At 62.2% G+C, this 24,813-nt stretch carries 23 protein-coding genes; 17 read left to right on the top strand and 6 right to left on the bottom strand.

The features are described from left to right. Window positions 1-41: 41 nt before the first annotated feature. Complete coding sequence (locus tag JET17_RS11520) at window positions 42-1,445, bottom strand: purine-cytosine permease family protein (RefSeq protein WP_012314150.1); 1,404 nt, start codon at window positions 1,443-1,445, stop codon at window positions 42-44. A 316-nt stretch (window positions 1,446-1,761) separates the two neighbouring features. On the opposite strand from JET17_RS11520, the gene JET17_RS11515 reads away from it, so the two are divergent. The 10 genes from JET17_RS11515 (at window position 1,762) to JET17_RS11470 (ending at window position 11,313) form a co-directional block, all read left to right on the top strand. Beyond that, the gene (locus tag JET17_RS11515; RefSeq protein WP_012314149.1) at window positions 1,762-2,247 is read left to right on the top strand and encodes a flavin reductase family protein; all 486 of its coding nucleotides are present in this window, start codon (window positions 1,762-1,764) and stop codon (window positions 2,245-2,247) included. A 66-nt stretch (window positions 2,248-2,313) separates the two neighbouring features. Next, complete coding sequence (locus JET17_RS11510) at window positions 2,314-3,357, top strand: LLM class flavin-dependent oxidoreductase (RefSeq protein ID WP_012314148.1); 1,044 nt, start codon at window positions 2,314-2,316, stop codon at window positions 3,355-3,357. A 245-nt stretch (window positions 3,358-3,602) separates the two neighbouring features. Beyond that, window positions 3,603-4,199, top strand: coding sequence for an amino acid synthesis family protein (locus JET17_RS11505; protein ID WP_003256068.1), 597 nt, complete (start codon window positions 3,603-3,605; stop codon window positions 4,197-4,199). 68 nt (window positions 4,200-4,267) lie between these two features. Then, the gene (locus tag JET17_RS11500) at window positions 4,268-5,101 is read left to right on the top strand and encodes an alpha/beta fold hydrolase (protein WP_012314147.1); all 834 of its coding nucleotides are present in this window, start codon (window positions 4,268-4,270) and stop codon (window positions 5,099-5,101) included. Then, on the top strand, window positions 5,098-6,579 hold the full coding sequence (locus JET17_RS11495) for an aldehyde dehydrogenase (RefSeq protein WP_012314146.1): 1,482 nt from the start codon (window positions 5,098-5,100) through the stop codon (window positions 6,577-6,579). Before JET17_RS11500 ends, JET17_RS11495 begins: the two co-directional genes overlap by 4 nt. 13 nt (window positions 6,580-6,592) lie before the next feature. Continuing rightward, the gene (locus JET17_RS11490) at window positions 6,593-7,078 is read left to right on the top strand and encodes a flavin reductase family protein (RefSeq protein ID WP_012314145.1); all 486 of its coding nucleotides are present in this window, start codon (window positions 6,593-6,595) and stop codon (window positions 7,076-7,078) included. Window positions 7,079-7,215: 137 nt separating this feature from the next. After that, window positions 7,216-7,605, top strand: coding sequence for a carboxymuconolactone decarboxylase family protein (locus JET17_RS11485; protein ID WP_012314144.1), 390 nt, complete (start codon window positions 7,216-7,218; stop codon window positions 7,603-7,605). A gap of 88 nt (window positions 7,606-7,693) precedes the next feature. Next, window positions 7,694-8,458 carry a GntR family transcriptional regulator gene (locus JET17_RS11480; RefSeq protein ID WP_012314143.1) on the top strand — a complete coding sequence of 255 codons (765 nt, stop codon included), beginning with the start codon at window positions 7,694-7,696 and terminating at the stop codon, window positions 8,456-8,458. A 2-nt stretch (window positions 8,459-8,460) separates the two neighbouring features. Then, window positions 8,461-9,024: an NUDIX hydrolase gene (locus JET17_RS11475; protein WP_012314142.1), complete on the top strand. Its 564-nt coding sequence runs from the start codon at window positions 8,461-8,463 to the stop codon at window positions 9,022-9,024. 105 nt (window positions 9,025-9,129) lie between these two features. Beyond that, window positions 9,130-11,313: an ATP-binding protein gene (locus JET17_RS11470; RefSeq protein ID WP_042111385.1), complete on the top strand. Its 2,184-nt coding sequence runs from the start codon at window positions 9,130-9,132 to the stop codon at window positions 11,311-11,313. 6 nt (window positions 11,314-11,319) lie between these two features. On the opposite strand, the gene JET17_RS11465 is transcribed toward JET17_RS11470, so the two are convergent. Both JET17_RS11465 and JET17_RS11460 read right to left on the bottom strand, forming a co-directional pair. Beyond that, entirely contained in the window at window positions 11,320-13,485 is a 2,166-nt protein-coding gene (locus JET17_RS11465; RefSeq protein ID WP_012314140.1) for a response regulator, read from the bottom strand. 117 nt (window positions 13,486-13,602) lie between these two features. Next, complete coding sequence (locus JET17_RS11460) at window positions 13,603-14,217, bottom strand: LysE family translocator (protein ID WP_012314139.1); 615 nt, start codon at window positions 14,215-14,217, stop codon at window positions 13,603-13,605. A gap of 109 nt (window positions 14,218-14,326) precedes the next feature. On the opposite strand from JET17_RS11460, the gene JET17_RS11455 reads away from it, so the two are divergent. Both JET17_RS11455 and JET17_RS11450 read left to right on the top strand, forming a co-directional pair. Further along, window positions 14,327-14,779 (top strand): Lrp/AsnC family transcriptional regulator, encoded by a 453-nt coding sequence (locus JET17_RS11455; RefSeq protein WP_012314138.1) that lies wholly within the window; start codon window positions 14,327-14,329, stop codon window positions 14,777-14,779. A 287-nt stretch (window positions 14,780-15,066) separates the two neighbouring features. After that, window positions 15,067-16,479 carry a purine-cytosine permease family protein gene (locus JET17_RS11450; RefSeq protein ID WP_012314137.1) on the top strand — a complete coding sequence of 471 codons (1,413 nt, stop codon included), beginning with the start codon at window positions 15,067-15,069 and terminating at the stop codon, window positions 16,477-16,479. A gap of 238 nt (window positions 16,480-16,717) precedes the next feature. Here the strand turns inward: JET17_RS11450 and JET17_RS11445 are convergent, their stop codons facing one another. Continuing rightward, window positions 16,718-17,422, bottom strand: a complete 705-nt coding sequence (locus JET17_RS11445; RefSeq protein ID WP_012314136.1) for an NUDIX hydrolase — start codon at window positions 17,420-17,422, stop codon at window positions 16,718-16,720. A 138-nt stretch (window positions 17,423-17,560) separates the two neighbouring features. On the opposite strand from JET17_RS11445, the gene JET17_RS11440 reads away from it, so the two are divergent. The 3 genes from JET17_RS11440 to JET17_RS11430 all read left to right on the top strand — a co-directional run bounded on the left by JET17_RS11440 (window position 17,561) and on the right by JET17_RS11430 (window position 19,878). Beyond that, window positions 17,561-18,211 carry an isochorismatase family protein gene (locus JET17_RS11440; protein WP_012314135.1) on the top strand — a complete coding sequence of 217 codons (651 nt, stop codon included), beginning with the start codon at window positions 17,561-17,563 and terminating at the stop codon, window positions 18,209-18,211. Next, window positions 18,208-19,407, top strand: coding sequence for a nicotinate phosphoribosyltransferase (pncB, locus tag JET17_RS11435; protein WP_012314134.1), 1,200 nt, complete (start codon window positions 18,208-18,210; stop codon window positions 19,405-19,407). Before JET17_RS11440 ends, pncB begins: the two co-directional genes overlap by 4 nt. 180 nt (window positions 19,408-19,587) lie before the next feature. Then, window positions 19,588-19,878, top strand: a complete 291-nt coding sequence (locus tag JET17_RS11430) for a hypothetical protein (RefSeq protein WP_012314133.1) — start codon at window positions 19,588-19,590, stop codon at window positions 19,876-19,878. 125 nt (window positions 19,879-20,003) lie between these two features. On the opposite strand, the gene JET17_RS11425 is transcribed toward JET17_RS11430, so the two are convergent. Then, a complete protein-coding gene (locus tag JET17_RS11425; protein WP_012314132.1) occupies window positions 20,004-20,873 on the bottom strand; it encodes a LysR substrate-binding domain-containing protein in 870 nt (289 codons plus the stop codon). Between the two features lie 110 nt (window positions 20,874-20,983). On the opposite strand from JET17_RS11425, the gene JET17_RS11420 reads away from it, so the two are divergent. After that, window positions 20,984-22,045, top strand: coding sequence for a YeiH family protein (locus JET17_RS11420; protein ID WP_012314131.1), 1,062 nt, complete (start codon window positions 20,984-20,986; stop codon window positions 22,043-22,045). A 50-nt stretch (window positions 22,046-22,095) separates the two neighbouring features. Beyond that, window positions 22,096-23,469, top strand: a complete 1,374-nt coding sequence (ppnN, locus tag JET17_RS11415; RefSeq protein WP_012314130.1) for a nucleotide 5'-monophosphate nucleosidase PpnN — start codon at window positions 22,096-22,098, stop codon at window positions 23,467-23,469. 103 nt (window positions 23,470-23,572) lie between these two features. On the opposite strand, the gene JET17_RS11410 is transcribed toward ppnN, so the two are convergent. Beyond that, on the bottom strand, window positions 23,573-24,739 hold the full coding sequence (locus JET17_RS11410) for a GGDEF domain-containing protein (protein WP_012314129.1): 1,167 nt from the start codon (window positions 24,737-24,739) through the stop codon (window positions 23,573-23,575). Window positions 24,740-24,813 lie beyond the last annotated feature (74 nt).

The following is a 24,813-nucleotide window of genomic DNA, read 5'->3' as shown; positions in this document are numbered from 1 at the left end:
ACGCAAACGCTTGAGCTTTGGTGTCGCGAAACCCCGGGCAACTACCCTTTGGCGCTGACAGCCCGCACAGCCTTCTCGGGCTTGTTCCGCGTAGCCAGGCAGTAATACAACGGCACCGTCACGATCAAGCCGAACAGCCAGGACAAGTCCGCCCCCTCGACAATGTTCGAATATGGCCCTACATAAAGCGACGTGTTCGCAAACGGCAACTGCACCAGAATCCCGCACGCATAGGCAATGATCGCGTGGGGGTTGAAGCGCCCGTAAATCCCGCCATCAGCGCGGAAGATCGAGGCGATGTCGTACTCGCCCTTCTTGATCAGGTAAAAGTCGATCAGGTTGATCGAAGCCCACGGCACCAGCACCAGCAACAGTGCCAGGATCAGCCCGATGAAGTGGCCGATGAAATCCGCCGAGGCATTGAGCGCAACCATCCCGCACGCCACCAGAATCACTGCAGCCAGCATTACCCGCACCTTGATGCTAGGCGTCCATTGAGCGAAGAAGGTCTGGATGGCCGTGACGATCGACAGTACCGCGCCATACAGGTTGAGGGCGTTGTGGCTGATGATGTTGAGCAGGAACAACACCATCAGGATCGGGCCCAGCCAGCCGGTGGCCTGCTTGACCGCGTCCATCGCGTCGGTGCCTTGGGGCACGCACAGCACTGCCACCGCACCAAAGCTGAAGCACAGTATGGTGCCCAGTGTGGCGCCGAAATACGTCGCCCAGAACGGCTTTGCAATACCGACTTCCTTAGGCAGGTAGCGCGAGTAATCGGAGGTGTACGGGGAGAAGCTGATCTGCCAGATGGTGCCCAGCGATACGGTGGCAATGAAGCCCGACAGGTTGAACGCGCCTCGGCTTAAGAAGTCGGCGGGCAGTTCTTGGGTAAACATCATGATGAAACCGGCCAGCAATGCCGACCCCATCACCCAGGTGCCAATGCGGTTCAGGCTATGAATGAAGCGGTAGCCGATAACACCGATCGCCGTCGCGCTCAGGGCGCCGATGACGATCGCCGTAGGCATCGGCACGCTCGGAGCAATGCCGTGGATCGACTTGCCTGCCAGCACGATGTTGGAAATGAAGAAGCCAACATAGATCAACGCCGTGAAGAACACGATCAGCAAGGCACCGTACCGACCGAACTGGCCGCGGCTCTGCACCATCTGTGGGATCCCCAGCTGTGGTCCCTGCGCAGAGGCCAGGGCGATGACCACGCCCCCGATCAGATGGCCCAGCACGATGGCGATCAGGCCCCACAGCAGGTTCAGGTGGAATACCTGGACCACCATGGCGCCGGTGACGATAGGCAGTGGCGCGATGTTGGTACTGAACCAGAGGGTGAACAGGTCGCGCGCCTTCCCATGGCGCTCGGCAGGTGGAACGTAATCGACCGTGTGATTCTCGACAAACTGGTGTTGCGATGACGGTTGGGACATGGTTTTCAGCTCGAAAGGTCGTTTTTATCTTTGTAAGGAAACCGCGTCTAGGCGGCCTCTCAGCTGCGGACCATATTATGGTATTCCAAACTTTTGACAACACTGATTCGGTTTTAAAAACCCTTACTGATCCGGTTCAGCAGCCGCGACCACGCCTTGATGTTTTCAGCTAAGCCCCGTTACACGCGGCTTTGAGCCACTCATCATGTTTTTTACACCGATAAAAATTCCGCTTGCAAAACGAGTATTACGGTATACCATCAGACACATCAACGATAAAAAGCGGCCCACCGCTACCCCCTTCGAGGTACACGCCATGATCGACGCAACCGTTTACAAGAACGTCTTGGGCTCCTTCCCCTCAGGCGTCACCGTCATCACCACCCTGGACGACGACGGCTCGATCGTCGGCCTTACCGCCAGCGCCTTTTCTTCCCTGTCGATGGACCCGCCGCTGGTGCTGTTCTGCCCCAACTACAGTTCCGATTCCTACCCTGTGCTGATCAAGAACAAGCGCTTTGCCATTCACCTGCTCTCTGGTGAACAGCAGGCTGAAGCCTACGCCTTCGCCAAAAAAGGCAAGGACAAGGCCGCCGGTATCGAGTGGACCCTGAGTGAACTGGGCAACCCGGTGCTGGCGGGGGCCACTGCGGTGATCGAATGCGAGTTGTGGCGTGAATATGAAGGTGGCGACCACGCGATAATGGTCGGCAAGGTGCACAACCTGATCGTTCCCGAGCAGGCCCCACGGCCGATGGTCTACTGCCGCGGCAAAATGGCCAGCCTGCCCGCCTTCGCCTGAGACGCCTAACGTTATTACTGACGCCTGGCACGCCAGGCGAGACTTTCAAGCTGCGAGGAATGCCCCATGAAATTTTCGTTGTTCGTACACATGGAACGTTGGGATGAACAGGTCAGCCACCGCCAGCTGTTCGAAGACCTTACCGAACTGACCCTGATGGCCGAAAACGGCGGTTTCAGCACCGTGTGGATCGGCGAACACCACGCCATGGAATACACCATTTCACCAAGCCCGATGCCGCTGTTGGCCTACCTGGCCGCACGCACCGAGAAGATCCGTCTGGGCGCCGGCACCATCATTGCGCCGTTCTGGAACCCGATCCGCGTGGCTGGCGAGTGCGCCCTGCTCGACGTGATCAGCAACGGTCGCATGGAAGTGGGCCTGGCCCGTGGCGCCTACCAGTTCGAGTTCGACCGCATGGCCAATGGCATGCCGGCCACCGACGGCGGCAAGGCCCTGCGCGAAATGGTCCCGGCGGTACGCAAGCTGTGGGAAGGCGACTACGCCCATGAAGGCGAAGTCTACAATTTCCCCACCTCCACCAGTGTGCCCAAGCCGGTGCAGCAGGGCATGCCGCCGATGTGGATCGCTGCGCGCGACCCGGACTCACACAACTTTGCGGTGAAAAACGGCTGCAACGTCATGGTCACCCCGTTGATGAAGGGTGATGAAGAAGTACTGGACCTGAAAAACAAGTTCCAGGCTGCACTGGACAACAACCCCGAGGTACAGCGCCCGCAACTGATGGTGCTGCGCCACACCCATGTGCACAGCCCGTCGGAGCCCGATGGCTGGAAAATCGGCGCCCAGGCCATTTCGCGCTTCTACCGTACCTTCGATGCCTGGTTTGGCAACAAGACGGTCCCGGTCAACGGCTTCCTGGAACCAAGCCCAGAGTCGAAGTTCGCCGAGGTGCCGGCCTTCGCGCTGGAGAACATCCGCAAGAACACCATGATCGGTACACCAGAAGAAATCATCGCGCGCATCAAGTACTACCAGGAACTTGGCGTCGACGAGTTCAGCTTCTGGTGCGACAACAGCCTGCCCCACGCCGAGAAGAAGAAGTCGCTCGAGCTGTTCATCAAGGAAGTGGTGCCGGCGTTCGCCTGAATTCCCATTGCCTGAAAACGTTGCGGGATCAGCCCGCTCCCGGCGGCCGTGTTGGCCCTCGCGAGCGGGCGTTTTTTTAGCTGCAAGCAAGGGCGTATGTGCTCGTCCGCGAGCTTGGAGCTTGAAGCCGGCTCACGCCGCCTTTCGTCTTCTCATCAGAGAAATTTCCAGCGGCCTCTTGCACAACAAATATTATGGTATACCATCAGACAACAAGAGCTGATAACCCTCACCAGGAGCCCCTCATGAGTTTCGAAATCCGCAAGATCGTCACCTACTCCGAAGAGACCCGCATCGAAGGCGGCAAGGCCACCGACAAGCCGGTGACCATGGTCGGCCTGGCCGTGGTGATCAAGAACCCATGGGCCGGCCGCGGCTTCGTTGAAGACCTCAAGCCGGAAATCCGCGCCAACTGCTCCGAGCTGGGTGCGCTGATGGTCGAGCGCCTGACAGCTGCCATCGGTGGCGCCGACAAGATCGAAGCCTACGGTAAAGCTGCCGTGGTCGGCGCCGATGGCGAGATCGAGCACGCTTCGGCGGTGATCCACACCCTGCGCTTCGGCAACCATTACCGCGAAGCCGTACAAGCCAAGAGCTACCTGAGCTTCACCAACAAGCGCGGCGGCCCGGGCACCTCGATCCAGATCCCGATGATGCAGAAGGACGACGAAGGCCTGCGCTCGCACTACATCACCCTGGAAATGCAGATCGAAGACGCCCCGCGTGCCGACGAAATCGTCGTGGTACTGGGCGCTGCCGACGGCGGCCGCCTGCACCCGCGCATCGGCAACCGTTATATCGACCTGGAAGAACTGGCTGCCGAAAAAGCCAACGCTCAATAACAACAACCAAGACGGGCCGGGGCGTGGCGTGCTTACCCGCCGCGCCCGACCTTCAAGGAGCGCCCTCCATGATTCAGCCTGTCGCTGAACGTACACCGGCCGGGACCAGTTACCTGGCCCAAGGCCAGGGCCAACCCGTGGTGCTGATCCACGGCGTGGGCCTGAACAAGGAAATGTGGGGCGGGCAGTTCGTGGGCCTTGCCAACGACTACCGCGTCATTGCCTACGACATGCTCGGCCATGGCCAGAGCGCACTGCCTGCCGCCGACACCGGCCTGGAAGGCTACGCTGCCCAGCTGGCGGAACTGCTCGACCACCTGCAGATCGCCCAGGCGACCGTGATCGGCTTCTCCATGGGCGGCCTGGTCGCACGCGCCTTTGCCCTGAACTACCCACAGCGCTTGTCTGCGCTGGTGGTACTCAACAGCGTGTTCAACCGCACCCCGGAGCAGAGCGCTGGCGTCATCGCACGCGCAGCCCAAGCTGCCCAACAAGGCCCCGATGCCAACGTCGACGCCGCGCTCGACCGCTGGTTCAGTCGGGAATACAAGGCAGCCAACCCGGCGCAGGTCGCCGCGATTCGCCAGGTACTGGCGAGCAACGACCCGCAGGGCTACCACACCACTTATTCGCTGTTCGCCACCCAGGACATGTACCGCGCCAGTGACCTGGGCAGCATTCAGGTGCCGACACTGATCGCCACCGGCGAACTCGACTCGGGCTCCACCCCGGCCATGACCCGCCAGCTCGCTGCCAGCATTCCTGGCGCGCAAAGTGTGGTCCTCGCCGAACAACGGCATATGATGCCGGTGGAGGCACCCCGTGAAGTCAACAAGATGCTTCTGGATTTCCTCAGCCAAGCCCGCACCCTCACCGAATCCGCCAAGGGGATTGTTGCATGACCCTCGTTCGTTTCCAGATGTGCATCGACGGCCAATGGCTCGATGCCCAGAGCGGCAAGACCTTCGACAGCCTCAACCCGGCCACCGCCCAGGCCTGGGCGCAACTGCCCGACGCTGATGAGGCCGATGTGGAGTTGGCGGTCCAGGCCGCCCAGCGTGCGTTCGACAGCAAAGGCTGGCGCAGCATCACCGCCACCGCACGGGGCAAACTGCTGCGCAAGCTGGGTGACCTGATCGCCGAAAACAAAGAACACTTGGCTCAGCTGGAAAGCCGTGACAACGGCAAGCTGATCCGCGAAACCCGCGGCCAGGTCGGTTACCTGCCCGAGTTCTTCCACTACACCGCGGGCCTGGCCGACAAGCTCGAAGGCGGTACCCTGCCGCTGGACAAGCCTGACCTGTTCGCCTACACCGTGCACGAACCGATCGGCGTGGTAGCCGGGATCATCCCGTGGAACAGCCCCCTGTACCTCACCGCGATCAAACTGGCGCCAGCGCTGGCCGCCGGCAACACCATCGTGCTCAAGCCTTCCGAGCATGCCTCGGCGACCATCCTCGAGCTGGCCCGCCTGGCCTTGGAAGCAGGCTTCCCGCCGGGCGTGGTCAACGTGGTCACCGGCTACGGCCCAAGCACCGGCGCTGCGCTGACGCGCCACCCGCTGGTGCGCAAGATCGCCTTCACCGGCGGCGCCGCCACCGCTCGCCACGTGGTGCGCAGCAGTGCCGAGAACTTCGCCAAACTGTCGCTGGAGCTGGGCGGCAAGTCACCGAACATCATTTTCGCCGACGCCGATCTGGACAGTGCCATCAACGGTGCTGTGGCCGGCATCTATGCCGCCTCCGGGCAAAGCTGCGTGGCAGGTTCGCGCCTGCTGGTGCAGGACGAGATCTTCGACGAGTTCGTCGCCCGCCTGATCGAGCGGGCCAAGCGCATCCGCATCGGTAACCCTCAGGACGACACCAGCGAAATGGGCCCGATGGCCACCGCCCAGCAGTTGGCCGTGGTCGAAAGCCTGGTTGCTGCGGCCAAGGCTGAAGGCGCGAAGCTGCACATGGGCGGCAAACGTGCCGAAGTCGAGGGCGAAGGCTGGTTCTACGAACCGACGCTGTTCGAGTGCGATAGCAACTCGATGACCATCATGCAGGAAGAGGTGTTCGGCCCGGTCGCCGCGGTCATCCGCTTCAAGACCGAGGAGGAGGCCCTGGCCATCGCCAACGACTCGCAGTTCGGCCTGGCGGCCGGCATCTGGACGCGCGACTTGGGCCGCGCCCACCGCCTGGCTCGCGACGTGCGTTCGGGGATCATATGGGTGAACACATACCGCGCAGTATCGGCCATGGCGCCGATCGGCGGCTTCAAGAACAGCGGCTACGGCCGTGAAAGCGGCATCGATTCGGTGCTGGCCTATACCGAGCTGAAGACCGTGTGGATCAACCTGTCCACCGCGCCGATGCCCGACCCGTTTGTGATGCGCTAAGAGGTAATACACGATGATCGAACCAGGCATCTACAAAGACGTGATGGGCTCCTTCCCATCCGGGGTCACGGTGGTCACCACCCTGGACGCCGACGGCGGCATTGTCGGCATCACCGCCAGCGCGTTCAGCGCGCTGTCGATCGACCCGGCGCTGGTGCTGTTCTGCCCCAACTATGCCTCTGACACTTACCCGATCCTGCGGGACAGCAAGCAGTTCGCGATCCACCTGCTGTCCGCCGAACAGACCGCCGAGGCCTACGCCTTCGCCGGCAAGGGCAAGGACAAGGCAAAGGGCATCGAGTGGCACCTGAGCGAGCTGGGCAACCCGCTGCTGGCTAAGGCCACAGCGATCATCGAGTGCGAGCTGTGGCGCGAGTATGATGGCGGCGATCACGCGATCATCGTCGGCGCGGTGAAGAACCTGGTGCTGCCCGCCGATCCGGTGACCCCGATGGTCTATCACAGAGGCAAACTGGGCGCCCTGCCCCCGCTGGGCTGATGCCCTGGGGGCTGCTACACAGCCCAATCGCCGGCTTGCCGGCGATTGGGCCGCAAAGCGGCCCCGATACTTTTTTCAGGGGCCGCGCGACCCTCTCACCCTTGGTTGCGGCCCCTCTTTTGATTCGGAGCTAGGCAATGAGCAACGAAAAGTACGAAAAAGGCCTGCAGATCCGCACCCAGGTGCTGGGCGAGGACTACGTCAACCGCTCGATCCAGAACGCCGATGACTTCACCAAGCCTTTGCAGGAGCTGGTTACAGAGTACTGCTGGGGCCACGTCTGGGGCCGCGATGGCTTGTCGCTCAAAGAGCGCAGCATGATAAACTTGGCCATGATTTCCGCGCTCAACCGGCCCCACGAGCTCAAGCTGCATATTCGCGGCGCCTTGCGTAATGGCCTGAGCCGTGAACAGATTCGCGAGATCCTGCTCCAGGTCGGCATTTATTGCGGCGTACCCGCGGCGGTGGACAGTTTCCGCCTGGCCCGCGAGGCGTTCGCCGAAGCCGATGCGGAGTCAACCCGTTAACAACGGGCTGTTCGAACCACTGCAGGGAGCACCTCGGTTCGGGGTGTTCCGCGATGTTGGCGAAACAGCCTCATAAAGAGCGCACCCGATGAAACGCCAGCCACTCGACGACAGCTTCAAGGTCAACCGCAACCCCGTAACACTGCGTGAAATCGTGCTCGACAAGCTGCGCGGCGCGATCATGAATTTCCACCTGCTCCCGGGCGATCGCCTGGTCGAGCGCGACCTCTGTGACCGCCTCGGCGTCAGCCGTACCTCGGTGCGTGAAGCCCTGCGTCACCTGGAGTCCGAAGGCCTGGTGGAATTCGCCGATGCCAAGGGCCCACGCGTGGCCATCATCACTCTGGAAGACGCCCGCGATATCTACGAGCTGCGCTGTGTACTCGAAGGCCTGATCGTGCAGCTGTTCACCCTCAATGCCAAAGCCAAGGACATCCGGGCCCTGGAACGGGCGCTGGAAGTCAACCGCGAAGCACTCGAGGAAGGCGAGTTGCAGCAGGTGCTGGACTCGGTGCAAGGCTTCTACGAGGTGCTGCTCGAGGGCTCCGGAAATCAGGTCGCAGCTCAGCAACTGCGCCAGTTGCAGGCGCGCATCAGCTACCTGCGCGCCACCTCGGTGTCGCAGCAAAACCGCCGTGGCGCCAGCAACCTTGAAATGGAAAAGATCGTCGACGCCATCAAGAGTGGCGACCCGCTGGTCGCCCACCAGGCCTCGGTCGATCATGTGCGCGCCGCCGCCAAGGTGGCGCTGGACTACCTGCGCCAGAAGCAGGACGACAACACCAAGGTGCGCGACATGGTCGAGCCTTTGGCACTCAAGGAACCTCGTATAGAACCCCGCATAGGCCGCTGACCATGCCCAACGCCCCGCGCTACTGCCCGCACTGCACCACAGAACTGGCCCGGGGCGTTCCCGACGGCGACACCCACGAGCGCCTGCACTGTACCGGGTGCGGCTATGTCCACTACGTGAACCCGAAAATCATCGCCGGCTGCATCATCGAGCGCGATGGCAAGTACCTGCTGTGCCAGCGGGCGATCCCGCCCCGCCCAGGCACCTGGACGTTGCCGGCCGGGTTCATGGAGGCTGGCGAAACCACCGAGCAGGCAGCGCTGCGCGAGGTGTGGGAGGAAAGCGGCGTGCGTGCCGAAATCGTCTCGCCCTACTCGATCTTCAGCGTGCCGACAATCAGCGAGGTGTACATCATCTTTCGCGCGATCGCCACCGAGGAGACCGGGCAGTATGGGCCCGAGACGCTGGCCTACACGTTTTTCGAACCCGACCAGATCCCTTGGGAAGAGATCTACTACCCGGCGATACGGCAGATTCTCGAGCGTTACATCCTCGAGCGGCAGGCTGGGGTGTACGGGATCTACATGGGCAATGACGACACAGGCAAGGTGCACTTCATTCGTTGAGCCTGCTGCGGCCTAGTCTCCGGGACAGACAGCAAAAAGCCCTCGCCAATCCGCTATTCTCGGTGCACCCTTATCATCCCCGGCAGAAGGATGGGCAGAGCACACATGGCTAAATGGCTAGACGGCGGCGGGCTGATGGCTGAACGCATTCGCAATCACGATTGGTCCACTACCTCCCTGGGCCCGATCGAGACCTGGCCTGACGTACTCAAGACCACCGTGGCCCTGTGTCTGGCCTCGCGCTTTCCCCAGGCAATTCTCTGGGGGCAAGACCTGCTCACTCTGCACAACGACGCATTCCTGCCAATCCTTGGCAAAAAACCGCAAGCGCTGGGCAAGCCGTTTTGCGAAGTATGGCAGGAGGCCTGGGCCGACATCGCGGCTATGGTCGAACGCGCCCTGGGTGGCGAAGCCGTCTATATCGAGGACTTCCCGCTGACCATCGACCGCAACGGCGGCCCGGAGCGAGCTTACTTCACCTTCTGCTACAGCCCTATCCGTGACCAGAACGGCGATGTGGTGGGCATGCTCGACACGGTCACCGAAACGACCGCCAGCGTGGTCACCAATCAGCGGCTGGCGTTTCTTGACGACCTGGGCCGGGCTGTGGCGAATGCCACCGATTCGGACCGAGTAATGGCCATCACCACTGGCATGCTGTTGGAGCACCTGCAGTTGTCCAGTTGCGCCTATGCCGTAATGGAGGCCGACCAAGATGGCTTCACTATCTGCGGCGACTCTGTCGCACCCGGCTCCCCGCGGCTGCTGGGCCAGTATCGCCTGGCTGACTTCGGCCGCCTGGCGGTCAGCCAACTGCGCAAGGGTCTGCCGCTGGTGATCAACGACAACCTGAGTGAGTTGGCCAGGGAAGAAGCCGCCACCTTCCAGGCCATTGGCATCACTGCCACCATTTGCATGCCACTGGTCAAGGGGGGCCGACTCACCGCACTGATGGCCATCCACGATAAAATGCCACGGCGATGGACGGGCTACGAACAGGCGCTGATCGGGGAAGTGACGGAACGTTGCTGGGCACATATCCAGCGGGTCCAGTCCCATGCCGAAATGCGTGAGGCGCTGGCTGCGCTAGAGTCACTCAATGCCACCCTGGAACACCGTGTCGAAGAACGCACTACCCAATTGCTGCACACCGAAGCCGTGCTGCGCCAGGCCCAGAAGCTCGAAGCCATAGGCCAGCTGACCGGTGGCGTGGCCCATGACTTCAACAATCTGCTGACCATCATTCGCTCGTCACTGCACTTCCTGCAACGCCCCAACCTCGAAGACAGCCGTCGCGAACGCTACCTCAAGACCATTACCGACACGGTCGACCGAGGCGCCAAGCTGACCGGCCAGTTGCTGGCCTTCGCCCGCCGTCAGGCATTGAGCCCCCAAGTATTCGAAGCCCGATCGCGCCTGCAGGCCATGGCCGACATGCTTGATACCGCTACGGGCGCGCGGATCCAGGTAAAACTGGAGTTGCCGTCAACGCCATGCCACATCCGCGCCGACCTCAGCCAACTGGAAACCGCTGTGATCAACCTGATGCTCAACGGCCGTGACGCCATGGCTGGCGAAGGCACCTTGCACCTGCGCCTGCTGCCCAACCAAAGCATGCCTGGCCTGCGCGAACAGCAAGAGCACCCAGGGCCGTTTGCCGCCATCTCGGTGGTGGACAGCGGTGTCGGCATCGCCGCCGAGTTGCTCGACCGTATCTTCGACCCGTTCTTCACCACCAAGGCGCCCGGCGAAGGCACAGGGCTTGGACTGTCGCAGGTGTTCGGCTTCGCCAAGCAATCCGGGGGCGATGTAGAGGTAGCCAGCATCCAGGGCCAAGGGACGACCTTCACCCTGTACCTGCCACAGGTGGAACAGCCTGCCGAGCAGGCCAATGCAGCCGCAGAGTTGAGCCAATCGCAGGTGAGTGGCGCGCGGCGAAGAATACTGGTGGTAGAAGACAACCCGGACCTTGGCACTTTCACTGCACAGATCCTCGAAGACCACGGCTACCGGATCAGCTGGGTGAACTCTGCGGAAGAAGCCTTGATGGAGTTGAACGGCGCGGCGGGCGACTTCGATGCCGTATTTTCCGATGTGGTCATGCCCGGTATGGGCGGCCTGGCCCTGGCCCGCGAGCTACGCCGCCAGTGCCCGCAATTGCCTGTGATACTCACCTCCGGCTACAGCGACGCGATTGCCGAAGGCGGCCACGAGGGATTCACATTCCTGGCCAAGCCCTACTCCGCCGAGCAAGTATGCCTGCTGCTTGGGAAGGTGCTGGCGCCCTGATGGCCGTCAAGGCCTGCCGGTAAGCAAGCGCGCCACACTCTGCGCCAGTTCTGCGCGCCGGTACGGCTTGCGCAACACCTCGAAGCCCTTGAGTTCGCGCGGTGTCAGGTTGGCGTAGCCGGTAATGATCAACACCGGCAGGTCTGCCTGACGCTCGCGCATCTGTTGAGCAAACCGCACCCCGGTCATATCAGCCATGACATGATCGGTCACCAGCACATCCGGCCACCAGCCCTTCTCCAGCAGCTGCAATGCTGCAGCGGCACTGGCGGCTTCGGTCACCTGATAACCCAGTTCACGCAACTGCAGCGCTGTGGCATGGCGCACGATCTCCTCGTCGTCCACCAACAGCACCCGAAGTGCACCGTCGGCAAGCGGCACCTCGGCCATTTCGCTGTCACGACACACCGCAGCCACATCGCTGCTCGGCAGCCATAACGTGGCAACGGTACCCTCCCCTTGCTGCGAGCGTATCTGGAAGCCGCCACCGGACTGTACGGCCAGTCCCTGGACCATCGGCAGGCCAAGACCAGTGCCCTTGCCCACGCCTTTGGTGGAATAGAACGGTTCGACGCAGCGACGCAACTGATCTTCGTCCATGCCACTGCCACTGTCGCGAACCTGCAACCACACCAGCGTCCCTTCGGTGAGGCCCGCAGGCCTTGGGGGACCGTCGGTCTCAAGCCCTGCGCAGATCCTCAAGGTGCCACCGTCGCCCATGGCGTCGCGGGCGTTGACCGCAAGGTTAAGCAGCGCCAGTTCCAGTTGATGGGGGTCTACGAGGACTGCAGGCAGGGCTGGGTCAATCTGTACCTGCACGGCAACTGTCGGCCCCAGTGATCGGGCCAGCAGCTCGTGCATGTCCTCTACCAGAGCGGCCAGCGACACGGCCTGTGGCTTGAGAGTTTGTCGGCGGGCAAAGCTGAGCAACCGCCCGACCAGATTGCGCGCACGCTCGGCAGCCTGCAGCCCCCCGTCGATCAGGCGCGGGGCACGTTCGGAGTGCGGCTGCCGGCGCAGCAGCTCGAAAGAGGCGATGATAGGCGTGAGCATGTTGTTCAAGTCATGGGCAATACCGCCAGTCAACTGTCCGATCATTTCCAGCTTGTGCGCTTCGTGCAACTGCAGCATTGCCGCCTCACGCTGGGCGAGTGCCGCCGTGACGCGCTCCTCCAGGCTGTCGTTGAGCAGGTGCAGGGCGCGTTCTGCGCGGGCATGTGTGATGGCCGCCCAGCCCTGCTTGGCGGCTTCCTCCACCAATTGGCATTCCTCTTCAAGGCACTGGCGCGTGCTGTGAAAGTGCACGCCAAGCATGGCCTCCAGACGACCGCCACGCAGCACCGGCACATGCAACGTGGAGCACAGACCGCTCAGGGGTGACGTTGCACTGTCATACGCCTGCTGCACCACCTGCCCTGCCGCCAGTTGCTCATGCAGCGATGCGCCGTAAGTCGCATAGTGGTGTTGACCGACCAGCGATGGCACGCCCTCAGCCCAATCGTGCGCGACCTTGAAACCCGCGCCGTCGCCCTGATCTTCGCCAAAACAGACCTGCGCCGCCCCCAGGTGCTCGGCCAGGCGGCTCACCACATAGGCTTCGATGCGGTCTGCTTCACCCAGCCCGGGCAACGTGCGGCCCAACTCCAGCAAGAACGCCTGATTCTGCTGGAGGCGCACCCGCTCGGTGGTCTCGGTGACCAGGCACAGCACCCCGCCGACACTTCCATCGGCCTCACGCACCGCGGAATAAGACACATCGAAGTACACCGTCTCGCCCAATCCGTGGCGTTCTATATAAAAGGGGCGATCCTTGGCCGAGAAGGTCTGGCCAGTCTCACGCACGCCACGCAGCAACGGCTCGAGGTCATGCCACAGTTCGCGCCAGTATTCCTTGCCTGGACGCCCCAATGCGTGGGGATGCTTGCTGCCAATGGTCGGCGCATAGGCGTCATTGTAAAGCGCAGCAAAGGCCTCACCCCAGAACAGCACGAACTGCGCCTGGGCAGGCAGTAATGTGGCCATCACCGCCTGCAAGTGGGGCGACCATGCTTCAGGCGGGCCGAGCGGCGAGTCGCTCCAGTCCATCGTCTGCAGCAGTGTGCCGATGGCACCGCCATTGAGCAGGAAGTGTGGTAGCGGATTGGGGGTTTCGTGTCGTTGAAGCGGTTTCATGTCTGGGATGTCCCGGGCATATTGCCATCCATCTGAGGATAAGAGATGTGCAATAAACAGTTCGTTCCCAGGGATTCGCCGTTAATTACTCCCCCGCTCAGGCGAGCATGCGCAGCATCAGCCGAGTTGCCCGATCATCAACCCCAACGCCACCAGGATCATCGCCGTTCCCGATAACCGCCCGACCCACTTCGCCGCCTCCGGCCGGGTACTCAGGACGGCTTTGGCGCCATAGCCGACCAGCAGATAGATCACCAGCGAACTGCACAGGTGGACCAACCCCAGCAGCAGGATCTGCACAGGCACCGGCCAGCTCGACTGTGGGTCGGTGAATTGCGGCAGCAAGGCCAGGAAAAGCAGGAACACCTTGGGGTTGAGCCCGCTCACGCAAAAGCCTTTTAGCGCCCAGCGCGAGCCGCTATCGCCTGCATCACCCGGCCCTCCTTGCGGCACCGCCGGGCTCAGCAACAGGTTGCCGCCCAGCCAGAGCAGATAGGTGCAGCCAGCCAAGGTCAGCAACAATAAGGCCAGCGGATGCCCGGCAACCAGGCTACCCACGCCAGCTGCAACGATCAGGGTTGCCAGAAAATGCCCGGACAGCATGCCTGCCACCGCAGGCATCACCCAGCGCCCGCGCATGCCGGCCGAGATGGCGTAAGCCCAGTCTGCACCGGGTGTGATCACGAACAGCAATGACACGGCCCAGAACGCCGTCAGCACACTGATTGCCACTTGAGTCTTCCTTCACTGGATTGGGAGTGAGGAAAGCGTACGGATTCCATCGAGGGATTATCTTTCGTATATTTCCCTTTCAAGCCTTATTGATGGAAGATTCTTCTCCGTGGACAGGACAGACCGCAAGATACTTGCCGAACTGCAGAAAGATGGTCGTTTGTCGGTTACCGAACTGGCTGAACGCGTGGGGCTGAGCCTGTCGCCTTGCCATCGGCGGCTAAAGGCACTGGAGGATTCGGGAGCCATCCTCGGTTACCACGCTCGCCTGGCACCAAGCGCCCTGGGGCTGAACTTCGCCGCGCTGGTGTTCGTCACGTTGCGCGAAGTCACCCGTCAGCCGGTCGCGGATTTCGAGGCGGCACTGGGCGAAATACCGCAGATCGTCGAGGCGCAGCGGCTGTTCGGCGACCCGGATTACCTGCTGCATGTCGTGGCAAAAGACCTGCCGGCGTTTCAGAAACTGTATGACGAACAGCTGACCAGCATTCCCAACGTGAAGCGCTTGAGCTCGACCCTGGTGATGAAAGAGGTGATTCAGGACCGGATGCTGCCGATGTAACTGCATGCACTTCAATCGGGCAGCTCGCACCAACACCACACACCCGTTTGGACCCGTACCTGCCCAAACCTGCCAAACCCGGGCCTCCCAGCCCGGTGGCCCGCTCCTTGCTACCACTCGCCCCTTAACCTTTTGTCAGCCTTAGGTTTTTTAAGGTTTATGGGCACATATTTACTAATTTCTCCTTCCCCCCGCACCCCGCATCATCGCTCCAACAAGAACGCGTCGCCCTTCGCCGGCACGCACCCGGGCAGCACCCGATGCCCCACCTTGCCTTGGAGTCAGTCATGACCAGTGCAGCCAATTCGGCACCCCTCATAGAAAAACACACGATCGGCTACGTGCCCCCGCAAGACCGCCATGGAAAGGTAAGGGATCTGTTCACGCTGTGGTTCGGCGGCAACATCGCGCCGCTGCCCATCGTCACCGGCGCGCTCGGCGTACAGCTGTTTCACCTGAACCTGCTGTGGGGCATCGTCGCCATTCTGGTTGGCCACCTGGTCGGCGGAGTGCTGATGGCGCTGCACTCGGCCCAGGGCCCGCAAATGGGCATCCCGCAGATGATCCAGAGCCGCGCCCAGTTCGGCTCGCTCGGGGCACTGCTGGTGGTGGTGATCGCCGGCGTGATGTACATCGGGTTTTTCGCCTCCAACATCGTCCTGGCCGGCAAATCGCTGCATGGCGTGGTCGACAGCGTGCCGGTACCGGTGGGTATCGTCATCGGCGCGCTGGGCTCGGGGATCATCGGCATCATCGGCTATCGCTTCATCCACGTGCTCAACCGTATCGGCACCTGGGTACTGGGCATCGGCATCGTGATCGGTTTCGGCTACATCTTCAGCCACGTGCAGAGCGACGATTTCCTCACCCGCGGCGGCTTCAACCTAGCCGGCTGGCTGGCCACCGTGTCGCTCGCGGCGCTGTGGCAGATCGCCTTTGCTCCCTACGTGTCGGACTATTCGCGTTACCTGCCGGCTGACGTGAAGGTCTCATCGACCTTCTGGACCACCTACCTGGGGTCGGCACTGGGCTCGAGCCTGTCGTTCATCTTTGGCGCCGTGGCGGTGCTGGCGATACCCGCCGGCATGGACACCATGGACGCGGTCAAACTCGCCACCGGCACCCTCGGCCCGATCATGCTGGTACTTTTCCTGCTCAGCGTGATCAGCCACAACGCCCTCAACCTCTATGGCGCAGTGCTGTCGATCATCACCCTGATCCAGACCTTCGCCTACCGCTGGATCCCCACAGCCAAGAGCCGTGCGGTCCTGTCGCTGATCGTGCTGGCGGCCTGCTGCGTGGTGGCGGTGTTCGCCTCGGCGGACTTCATCGGCCACTTCGTCGACATGGTGCTGGTGTTGCTGGTGGTGCTGGTGCCGTGGACCGCGATCAACCTGATCGACTTCTACGTGATTCACAAGGGCGACTACGACATCCAGTCGATCTTCAAGGTCGATGGCGGTATCTACGGGCGCTACAACCCGCAGGCGCTGACCGCCTATGCAGTGGGTATCGTGGTGCAGATTCCGTTCATGAACACGCCGCTGTACGTGGGGCCGATCTCCGAGCACATCAACGGTGCAGACCTGTCCTGGCTGGTGGGCCTGCTGATCACTTCGCCGCTGTACTGGTGGCTGGCGAGCCGCGACAGTGCCTATCGCCGTCGCCAGACCAGTGCCAAGCTCGCGGCTGCAAGCTGATCAGGCAGCGGATTCGGCGGGGGCCAGAGTGACAATCACCAGGGAACAGGCGGTTGATCGGCTCAGGGCTCCGCCAGCCACCGCTCAGTGATGCTGAGCGCACTTTCGAACAAGGTCGATCACTTTAGCGTCACACTGTGCAGAGTTTTTTTAAGTTACCCAAAGTGCAGCAAGCTGCCCGCTGGCAGTCAGACCAGGCCGCTTCTCCCCACGGACAATCGCGGAACAGTTTGAGCGATCAAGCACCTTCCGGCAGTAAGCTACGGTCGAACATGAACGGCCGATCTCCCAGCGGCGTATATTGATACAACTGCTGCGGCCTGCCGAGCCGCGGCTGATTCTTCTCCCCCGTATCACGCACCCAACCCAGCTCACGCAGGCGCTCCAGGCGCTTGCGCAGCGAGGTGTTGTTCACGGCCTGGCCCAGGCACGCCTGCACCGCCCCCAATGCATCGAGCACCGTGAACTTCTCGGCCAGCAGGTTCAGCGGCAGGCTGCTGTACACCGTCTTGCTCGCCAGCCGCTCGCGAGCGCGCTCCACCAGCAGGTTGTGATCGAACGGAAGCAGGACCTTGCGGCCCAACACACTGGCCAGGTCAAAAAAGGCCAACTGGTCACCCTCAACCTGCTGCCGAGGGTCAAGCAAGGCCAGGTAATAGGTGCTCAACGACCAGCCGCGCGGGTCGCGGAAGGCATTGCCTTCGGTACCTACCTGCTCCAGGTAACGCGGCAGCACCCGGGCCTTCTCGCCCAGCGCGCGCTCGGCAGCAGCCTCCAGGCTGGTGTCCGGGGTGCGGCCATTGACGAGCACACCGGGCAAAGCCCACTGAGCAGCATGGGGCTCGCGCTCGCGGCGATGCAACAACACTTGCAGATGCTGGGCTTCGGGGGCCAGGCGCAGGGCGACGATATCGACGCTGGCCAGGACTTCGGCTGTACTCACTAAAAGGCTCCACTGCTCAATGACGTAATATTCCACCAGAGCGCTTAACTTGGGCAAGCATCGATAACTGCAAGACGTGTGCTTGACACACTTATATCACCAGGTGAATTATATGGCCAGACCAGCGAGGAGAGCCCCATGAAAATCGCCAGTTTCGATGTCGACGCGCAAAACGGCTTCACCGCCAATGCCCCACAGGAATTGCCGGTGCCCGAAGGCAATGAAATCGCCGCCGATCTCAACACCATGGCCCTGCGCGCCGACCTGCGCCTGGGCAGCAAGGACGCGCACCCGGCCAATGCCGCGTGGGTGGTCACAGAACCTGGGCAAATGCTGCAACCGCTGACGCTGGCCAATGCCGACCTGACCTGGGTCAGCCACTGCGTGCCGGGCACGCCGGGCTTCGAACTGCTGCCAGGCCTGCCCGCCCCCATCGATTACGACTACTTCGTGTGGAAAGGCGTCGAACCCGACCTGCACCCCTACGGTGCCTGCTACCACGACCTGGCCGAGCGCCGCTCCACGGGCGTCATCGAATACCTCAAGGTGCAGCAGGTGGGCGCGGTGATCGTCGGTGGCCTGGCCCTGGACTACTGCGTCAAAACCACCGCCCGGCAGTTGCGCCAGGCGGGCTTCCAGGTACTCCTTTACTTGCCTGCCTGCCGCGCCCTGACCCAGGAAGGCGCCATCGCAGCGTGCGGCGCACTGGCCGCCGAGGGCGTCATCCTCTGCGGCGACGAGGCCGCGCTCGACCACCAGCTCTCTCTGATCAAGGAAGACCGCCCATGAGCGAAAGCGTTTTCGGCCCACGAATCATCCAGAACCTGCTCGACACCGACTTCTACAAGATCACCATGATGCAGGCGGTGCTGCACAACTACCCCAACGCCGAGGTGGAATGGGAGTTTCGCTGCCGTAACGGCGAGGACCTCTCGCCTTACCTGGCTGAAATTCGCTATCAGGTGGAGCAACTGGCAGACGTCACAGTCACCCACGACCAACTGGCGTATCTGGAGAAAATTCCGTTCATCAAGCCGGACTTCATCCGCTTCCTAAGCCTGTTCCGCTTCAACCTGCGCTATGTCCAGGTCGGCCTGGATGATGCCGGGCAACTGGCAATCCGTGTGCGCGGGCCGTGGCTGCACGTGATTCTTTACGAGATCCCGTTGCTGGCGATCATCAGCGAGGTACGCAACCGCTACCGCCATCGCGAAGTGGTGATGGAACAGGTGGGCGAGCGGCTGTACCAGAAACTGGACTGGCTCAAGGCCCACGCCAGTGCCGACGAGCTGGCGGGCTTGCAGCTGGCTGATTTCGGTACCCGGCGGCGCTTTTCGTACCGTGTACAGGAAACCGTGGTACATACCCTCAAACGCGATTTCCCGGGGCGCTTCGTCGGCACCAGCAACGTGCACCTGGCCCGCGAATACGAGCTCAAGCCCATCGGTACCATGGCCCACGAATGGTTCATGGCCCACCAGCAACTCGGCCCGCGCCTGGTCGACAGCCAGGCTGCCGCGCTTGAGTGCTGGGTACGCGAATACCGTGGGTTGCTGGGCATCGCGCTGACCGACTGCATCACCATGGACGCGTTCATGGGCGATTTCGACCTGTACTTTGCCAAGCTGTTCGATGGCCTGCGCCACGACTCGGGCGACCCGCTGGCATGGGCCGAAAAGGCCATCGCCCACTACCAGAAACTGGGCATCGACCCGCAGAGCAAAACGCTGATCTTTTCCGATGGCCTGGACTTCGCCAAGACGCTTGGGCTGTACCGCGCCTTGCACGGGCGCATCAATGTGAGTTTTGGCATCGGCACCAACCTCACCTGCGATATTCCCGGCGTCAAGCCCATGAACATGGTGATCAAAATGACGGCCTGCAACGGCGCGCCGGTGGCCAAGATCAGTGACAGCCCAGGCAAGACCCAGTGCCGCGATGAGAACTTCGTGGCGTACCTTAAACATGTATTCAAAGTGGCTTGATCACTGTCATATACACCGCCCGGCCTATTGGCCAAGCGGCTTTTACGACGCAATACATCTGCCTTCACATTCATTCGCGCACCCCGTCCGGTAATACAAAAGTAGAGGGAGCGAGTGCCTTGCACCTGGCGTCGGAATTAAACACAACCTTTTCTGTGTGAATTCACGAGGTGCAAGATCATGGCTAACGATCAAGGCAAAAGTGGACAACAAGGCGGCACTCCCCAGCACAACCCGGACCAGGTCTCTAACGACCCGCAAAAACCTTGGGACACAGGGCATCAAGGCGGCCAGATGCCAGAAGACAAGTGGGAGAACGACCCGCAACGCTCAGGGGGTGGTGCACAACAAGGCGCAACGGGTGGCCATGGCTCCGGGAGCCGTGCCGGTACCGATGTCGAACAAGGCATGGATTCCGACCCTCAACTCGATGACGAAGAAGACAGCGGCATGAACAAGGACGATCGCTGATCTCCTATGGCCAGGGTTGATGGAACACCCTGGCCGTTAACATCTGGCGTGCGACCTCTGCGTCAGCGCCGGCGCGACCTGACTGCTGACGCTAGTAATCTCGCTTACCCTGCCGGACATGGGTGTCATGTACACAATGCCATGAACCGCGCCGCCGCCCGCGAGGGCGTGGCCGCATGCGGCAGCAGAATGGAAAAGTGCCTGACCAACGGCTGCGGGGCGATGTGCAATCGCTGCAGTGCGCCCCCTTCATGCCTGATCGACATCGCCGAAACGAAGCCAATGCCCATCCCCGCCCGCACGGCCTCCTTCACCCCTTCGACGCCGGCAATTTCCAACGCTACGCGCATGGCCACGCCACTGCGCGCAAATGCCCGTTCAACGATCTGCCGAACCCCGGAGCCGCTTTCACGCAGTACCAAGGGATAGCTGCCCAAGGCTTCCAGCGTCTGACCCGCCTGATTGGCCAACGGGTGAGCGCTTGGCACGATGGCGACGATTTCGTCCTCACGCCACGGTGTGACACCCGTGCCCAGCGGCAATTCCTGCCCGGGCGGGCCTTCGATCAGGGCGATGTCCACACTGCCCAGCGCCGAGACGATCTCTGCGGTATTGCCGTGCAAGGTGCTCACCTGCACCTCGGGGTATTGCGCATGGAAGTCGGCGATCAGGTAAGGCAGCAGGTAGCTGGCGGGCGTAGTGCTGGCACCGATGCGCAAGGTGCCGCGCTCCAGCCCGCGCATGGCGTCGCGCAGTGCCTGGGCCTGGCGAAAGGTTTCGCGCAGGCGTTCGGCATGGGCCAACAGCTGCTCGCCGGCCGCAGTAAGCCGCACTCCGCGGCCGGCACGCTGGTAAAGGGGCTCGCCGAATGCGTCCTGCAGCAGCTTGAGCTGGCCGGAGACAGCCGGCTGCGACAGATGCAAGGCCAACGCCGCATGGCTGATGTTGCCATGCTCGGCAACGGTGGCAAAAGTTATCAGTTGTTCCGGGGTCATTTATGCAAAATATCAGCTAGGCGGATATTTGCCATCCTGAATTACGATTTTTTATAAGCTTATAACCAAATTAAAGTAGGCCCTGTCGATTCAATGTCCGGAGGACTCACATGGCCACGGTACCGTCCAACCCTGCCTTTGCCCCTACCTTCTCTACCCGAGGGCGGCTCAACGGCATCCTGTTCGTCGCGTTGTTCGCGTTCGCCGTCACCCAACTGGCGGCCATGCCCGTTATCGCCAACCTGGGCATCAGCCCGCTGATCGTCGGCATCGTCGCCGGTGCCCTTTACGGCAACGCCCTGCGTGATAGCGTACCGGCCAGTTGGGCGGCGGGCATCAATTTCTCTGCCCGCGGGCTACTGCGCATCGCGGTGGCCTTTTTCGGCCTGCGTGTCAGCCTGCAGGAAATCGCCGAAGTCGGCTGGTCTGGCCTCACGGTCTCGCTGCTGGTGGTGGTCAGCACCCTGCTGATCGGCCTGTGGTGTGGCATGAAGCTGCTCAAGCTGGACCGCGATACCGCCTTGTTGACAGCAGCCGGCAGCGCCATTTGCGGCGCCGCAGCAGTGCTGGCCTTCGAATCGGCGCTGCGCAGCGCACCGCACAAGAGTGCCATGGCAGTGGGCAGCGTGGTGCTGTTCGGCACCCTGTCGATGTTCCTGTACCCGCTACTGATCAACAGCGGCTGGCTGCACCTCGATACCCTGGGTGCCGGCCTGTTCCTGGGCGGCACCGTTCATGAGGTTGCTCAGGTGGTGGGCGCAGCAAGCAATGTCAGCCCCGAGGCCACGCACATCGCTACCATCGTCAAGATGACCCGGGTGATGCTGTTGGTGCCGGTACTGCTGGTGGTGGGTGTCTGGATCAGCCGTACCCGGCTGCCGGGTCAGGCACAAGGCAACGGCCGCATCGCCATGCCATGGTTCGCCTTCGGCTTCCTCGCGCTGGTATTGGTGAACTCGCTGCAGGTATTGCCAGGCAGCGTGACCCAAGCGGTCAACGGCCTGGACACCTTCGCCCTGACCATGGCCATGACCGCACTGGGCATGGAGACACGCTTGAGCCAGATCCGCCAGGCCGGCCCGCGGGCGCTGGTGACAGGGGCGATTCTCAACCTGTGGCTGCTCGGTGGCGGGCTGGCGATTACGCTGGGTGTGCAAAAGCTCTTCGCATGACTTATGGTGTTGTCAAAGAAGGATGTTTTACCTGCACAGGAAAGACTTAGATGCCCCAACGCCATGTCATCAATGCATCCGTCAGCCCCAAAGGCAGCCTGGAGACGCTGTCGCAACGTGAAGTCCAGCAACTGAGTGAAGCCGGCACCGGTAGCCTCTACACCCTGTTCCGCCAGTGCGCCCTGGCCATCCTCAACACCGGCGCCCATGTCGACAATGCCAAGACCATCCTTGAGGCCTACAAGGACTTCGAGGTACGCATCCACCAGCAAGACCGCGGCGTGCGCCTGGAGCTGCTCAATGCACCGGCCGATGCCTTCGTCGATGGTGAAATGATCGCCAGCACCCGCGAGATGCTGTTCAGCGCCCTGCGCGATATCGTCTACACCGAAAGCGAACTGGCCAGCCAGCGCATCGACCTGGAAAGCTCCCAGGGCATCACCGACTACGTCTTCCACCTGCTGCGCAACGCACGCACCCTGCGCCCGGGCGTCGAGCCGAAAATGGTGGTGTGCTGGGGCGGCCATTCGATCAGCAGCGAGGAGTACCAGTACACCAAGAAGGTTGGCCACGAACTGGGCCTGCGCAAGCTCGACATCTGCACCGGGTGCGGCCCGGGCGTGATGAAGGGGCCGATGAAAGGCGCCACCATCGCCCATGCCAAGCAACGCATGCACGGCAGCCGTTACCTGGGCTTGACCGAACCGGGCATCATTGCCGCCGAGGCGCCCAACCCGATCGTCAACGAACTGGTGATTCTGCCGGACATCGAGAAGCGCCTGGAAGCCTTCGTACGTGTCGGCCACGGCATCATCATCTTCCCAGGTGGCGCCGGTACTGCCGAGGAGTTCCTCTACCTGCTCGGCATCCTGATGCACCCGGACAACCAAGAGCTGCCTTTCCCGGTGGTGCTGACCGGGCCGCGCAGTGCCGAGCCGTTCCTGCTGCAATTGCATGCCTTCGTTGGCGCCACCCTGGGTGAGGCAGCCCAGCGCCACTACCAGATCATCATCGATGACCCGGCCGAGGTAGCGCGGCAGATGGTCGAAGGGCTCAAGGAGGTCAAGCAGTTCCGCCGTGAGCGCAACGACGCGTTCCACTTCAACTGGCTGTTGAAGATCGACGGCGGCTTCCAGCATCCGTTCGACCCGACCCACGCCAACATGGCGGAACTTGCCCTGCGCCGTGACCTGCCGCCGCATGAACTGGCCGCCAACCTGCGCCGGGCGTTTTCCGGCATCGTTGCCGGCAACGTCAAGGACAAGGGCATCCGCCTGATCGAGGAGCACGGGCCTTATCAGATCCGCGGGGACAGTGCGGTACTGGAGCCGCTGGGGCGTCTGCTGCAGGCGTTTGTCGACCAGCACCGGATGAAACTGCCGGGTGGCGCGGAGTATGTGCCTTGTTATCAGGTTGTGACCTGAAGACAACGGGGCCGCACTGCGGCCCATCGCCGGCAAGCCGGCTCCCACTGGGTTTGCGCTGAGCTTGAGAGCAGCGGGGTACCTGTGAGGGCCGGTTGAAGCGCTACCTGACCGGGTTCATCTCGCTGCGGTCAACCAGGCGAATACTGTTACGCCCGCCACGCTTGGACTGATACAGCGCCACATCACCCTGCTCGATCAACGCCGCCAGGCTCGCCGGCGGATGGTCGAACAGGTTGGCGCCAATACTCAGGGTCACGGCCTGCGGGGTCGGCATTGCCTGCTCGGCAAATTGCTGGAACTGGCTACGCAAAACGCCACCCAGCTCCACCACCCGCTCACTGCTGGCGTCGCTGAGCAGGATGACGAACTCATCCCCGCCCAGCCGTGCCGCCAGTGACCGCTCCGGCAACACCGCACGGATCATCTCGCTGAGCGTGACCAACAGCCGGTCGCCAGCCGCGTGGCCATGCAGGTCATTGACCAGCTTGAAGTTGTCGATGTCTATCAGCAGCAGCGCCCCAGGCCGGGCCGGGCTCACGTCTTTGAACAGGGGCGTGGCGCGGACTTCCAGCGCCCGGCGGTTGTACAACGCCGTCAACGGATCGCGAGCAGCCAGCCGGGCGATCCGCTCTTCACGGCGATAACGCACGGTACCGGTCATCGACAGGGCGATCAGCATGATCGCCATGGTTCCCTCAACCAGCGACACCTGAATGATCAGGCCGCCGAAGGTCGCCAGGTCGATCAGCGTGCCAGGCGTCACCGCGATGACAGCCTTGACCACATAGAACAGGCCATGGATGAGCAGCACATAACGCAACTGCACCGCCCCCACGCTCAACGATTTGCCGTGCGGGCGCAACAGCAGGCTGGCCTTGAGCGTGAGCAGCGCCACCAGCAGCGAGTTGACCATCAGCATGACCTTCGACCACTCAGGCCCCACGGGCAGCAGCAGCAAGGCAAACCAGGCGACGACGATCAGCAGCCAGCCCCGCGACAGGCGGGCCTGGGTAAAGCGCAGCACCCCCAGCAGGAAGAACGCATGCGCCACCACCAGCAAGCCGTTGGCGAACCAGATACCGATCAACAGCAGGCCGATCCCGCGCAACAGGGCCAGGGTGGAGCCGATGGTGATGGTGGCGAAACCCGCGCTCCAGAACAGCAGCGAGGGTTCGCGGACGCTGCGCCACTCGATCGCCAGGTACAAGGCTGCGGCGGCAGCCAGGGCGATGGTGATGGTCAGCATCGTGGGTGGATCAAGCGCCATGAAAGTTTTGGCCTGTCTGGTTAACGTGGAAAACGGCTGATTGTATTCGTTTGCCATGACTTTTCAGAGAGGTA

The organism is Pseudomonas putida, from assembly GCF_016406145.1.
Taxonomy (GTDB): domain Bacteria; phylum Pseudomonadota; class Gammaproteobacteria; order Pseudomonadales; family Pseudomonadaceae; genus Aquipseudomonas; species Aquipseudomonas putida_E.
The sequence above is the reverse complement of the archived record's forward strand: the minus strand, read 5'-3'. Positions and strand labels throughout refer to the sequence as shown.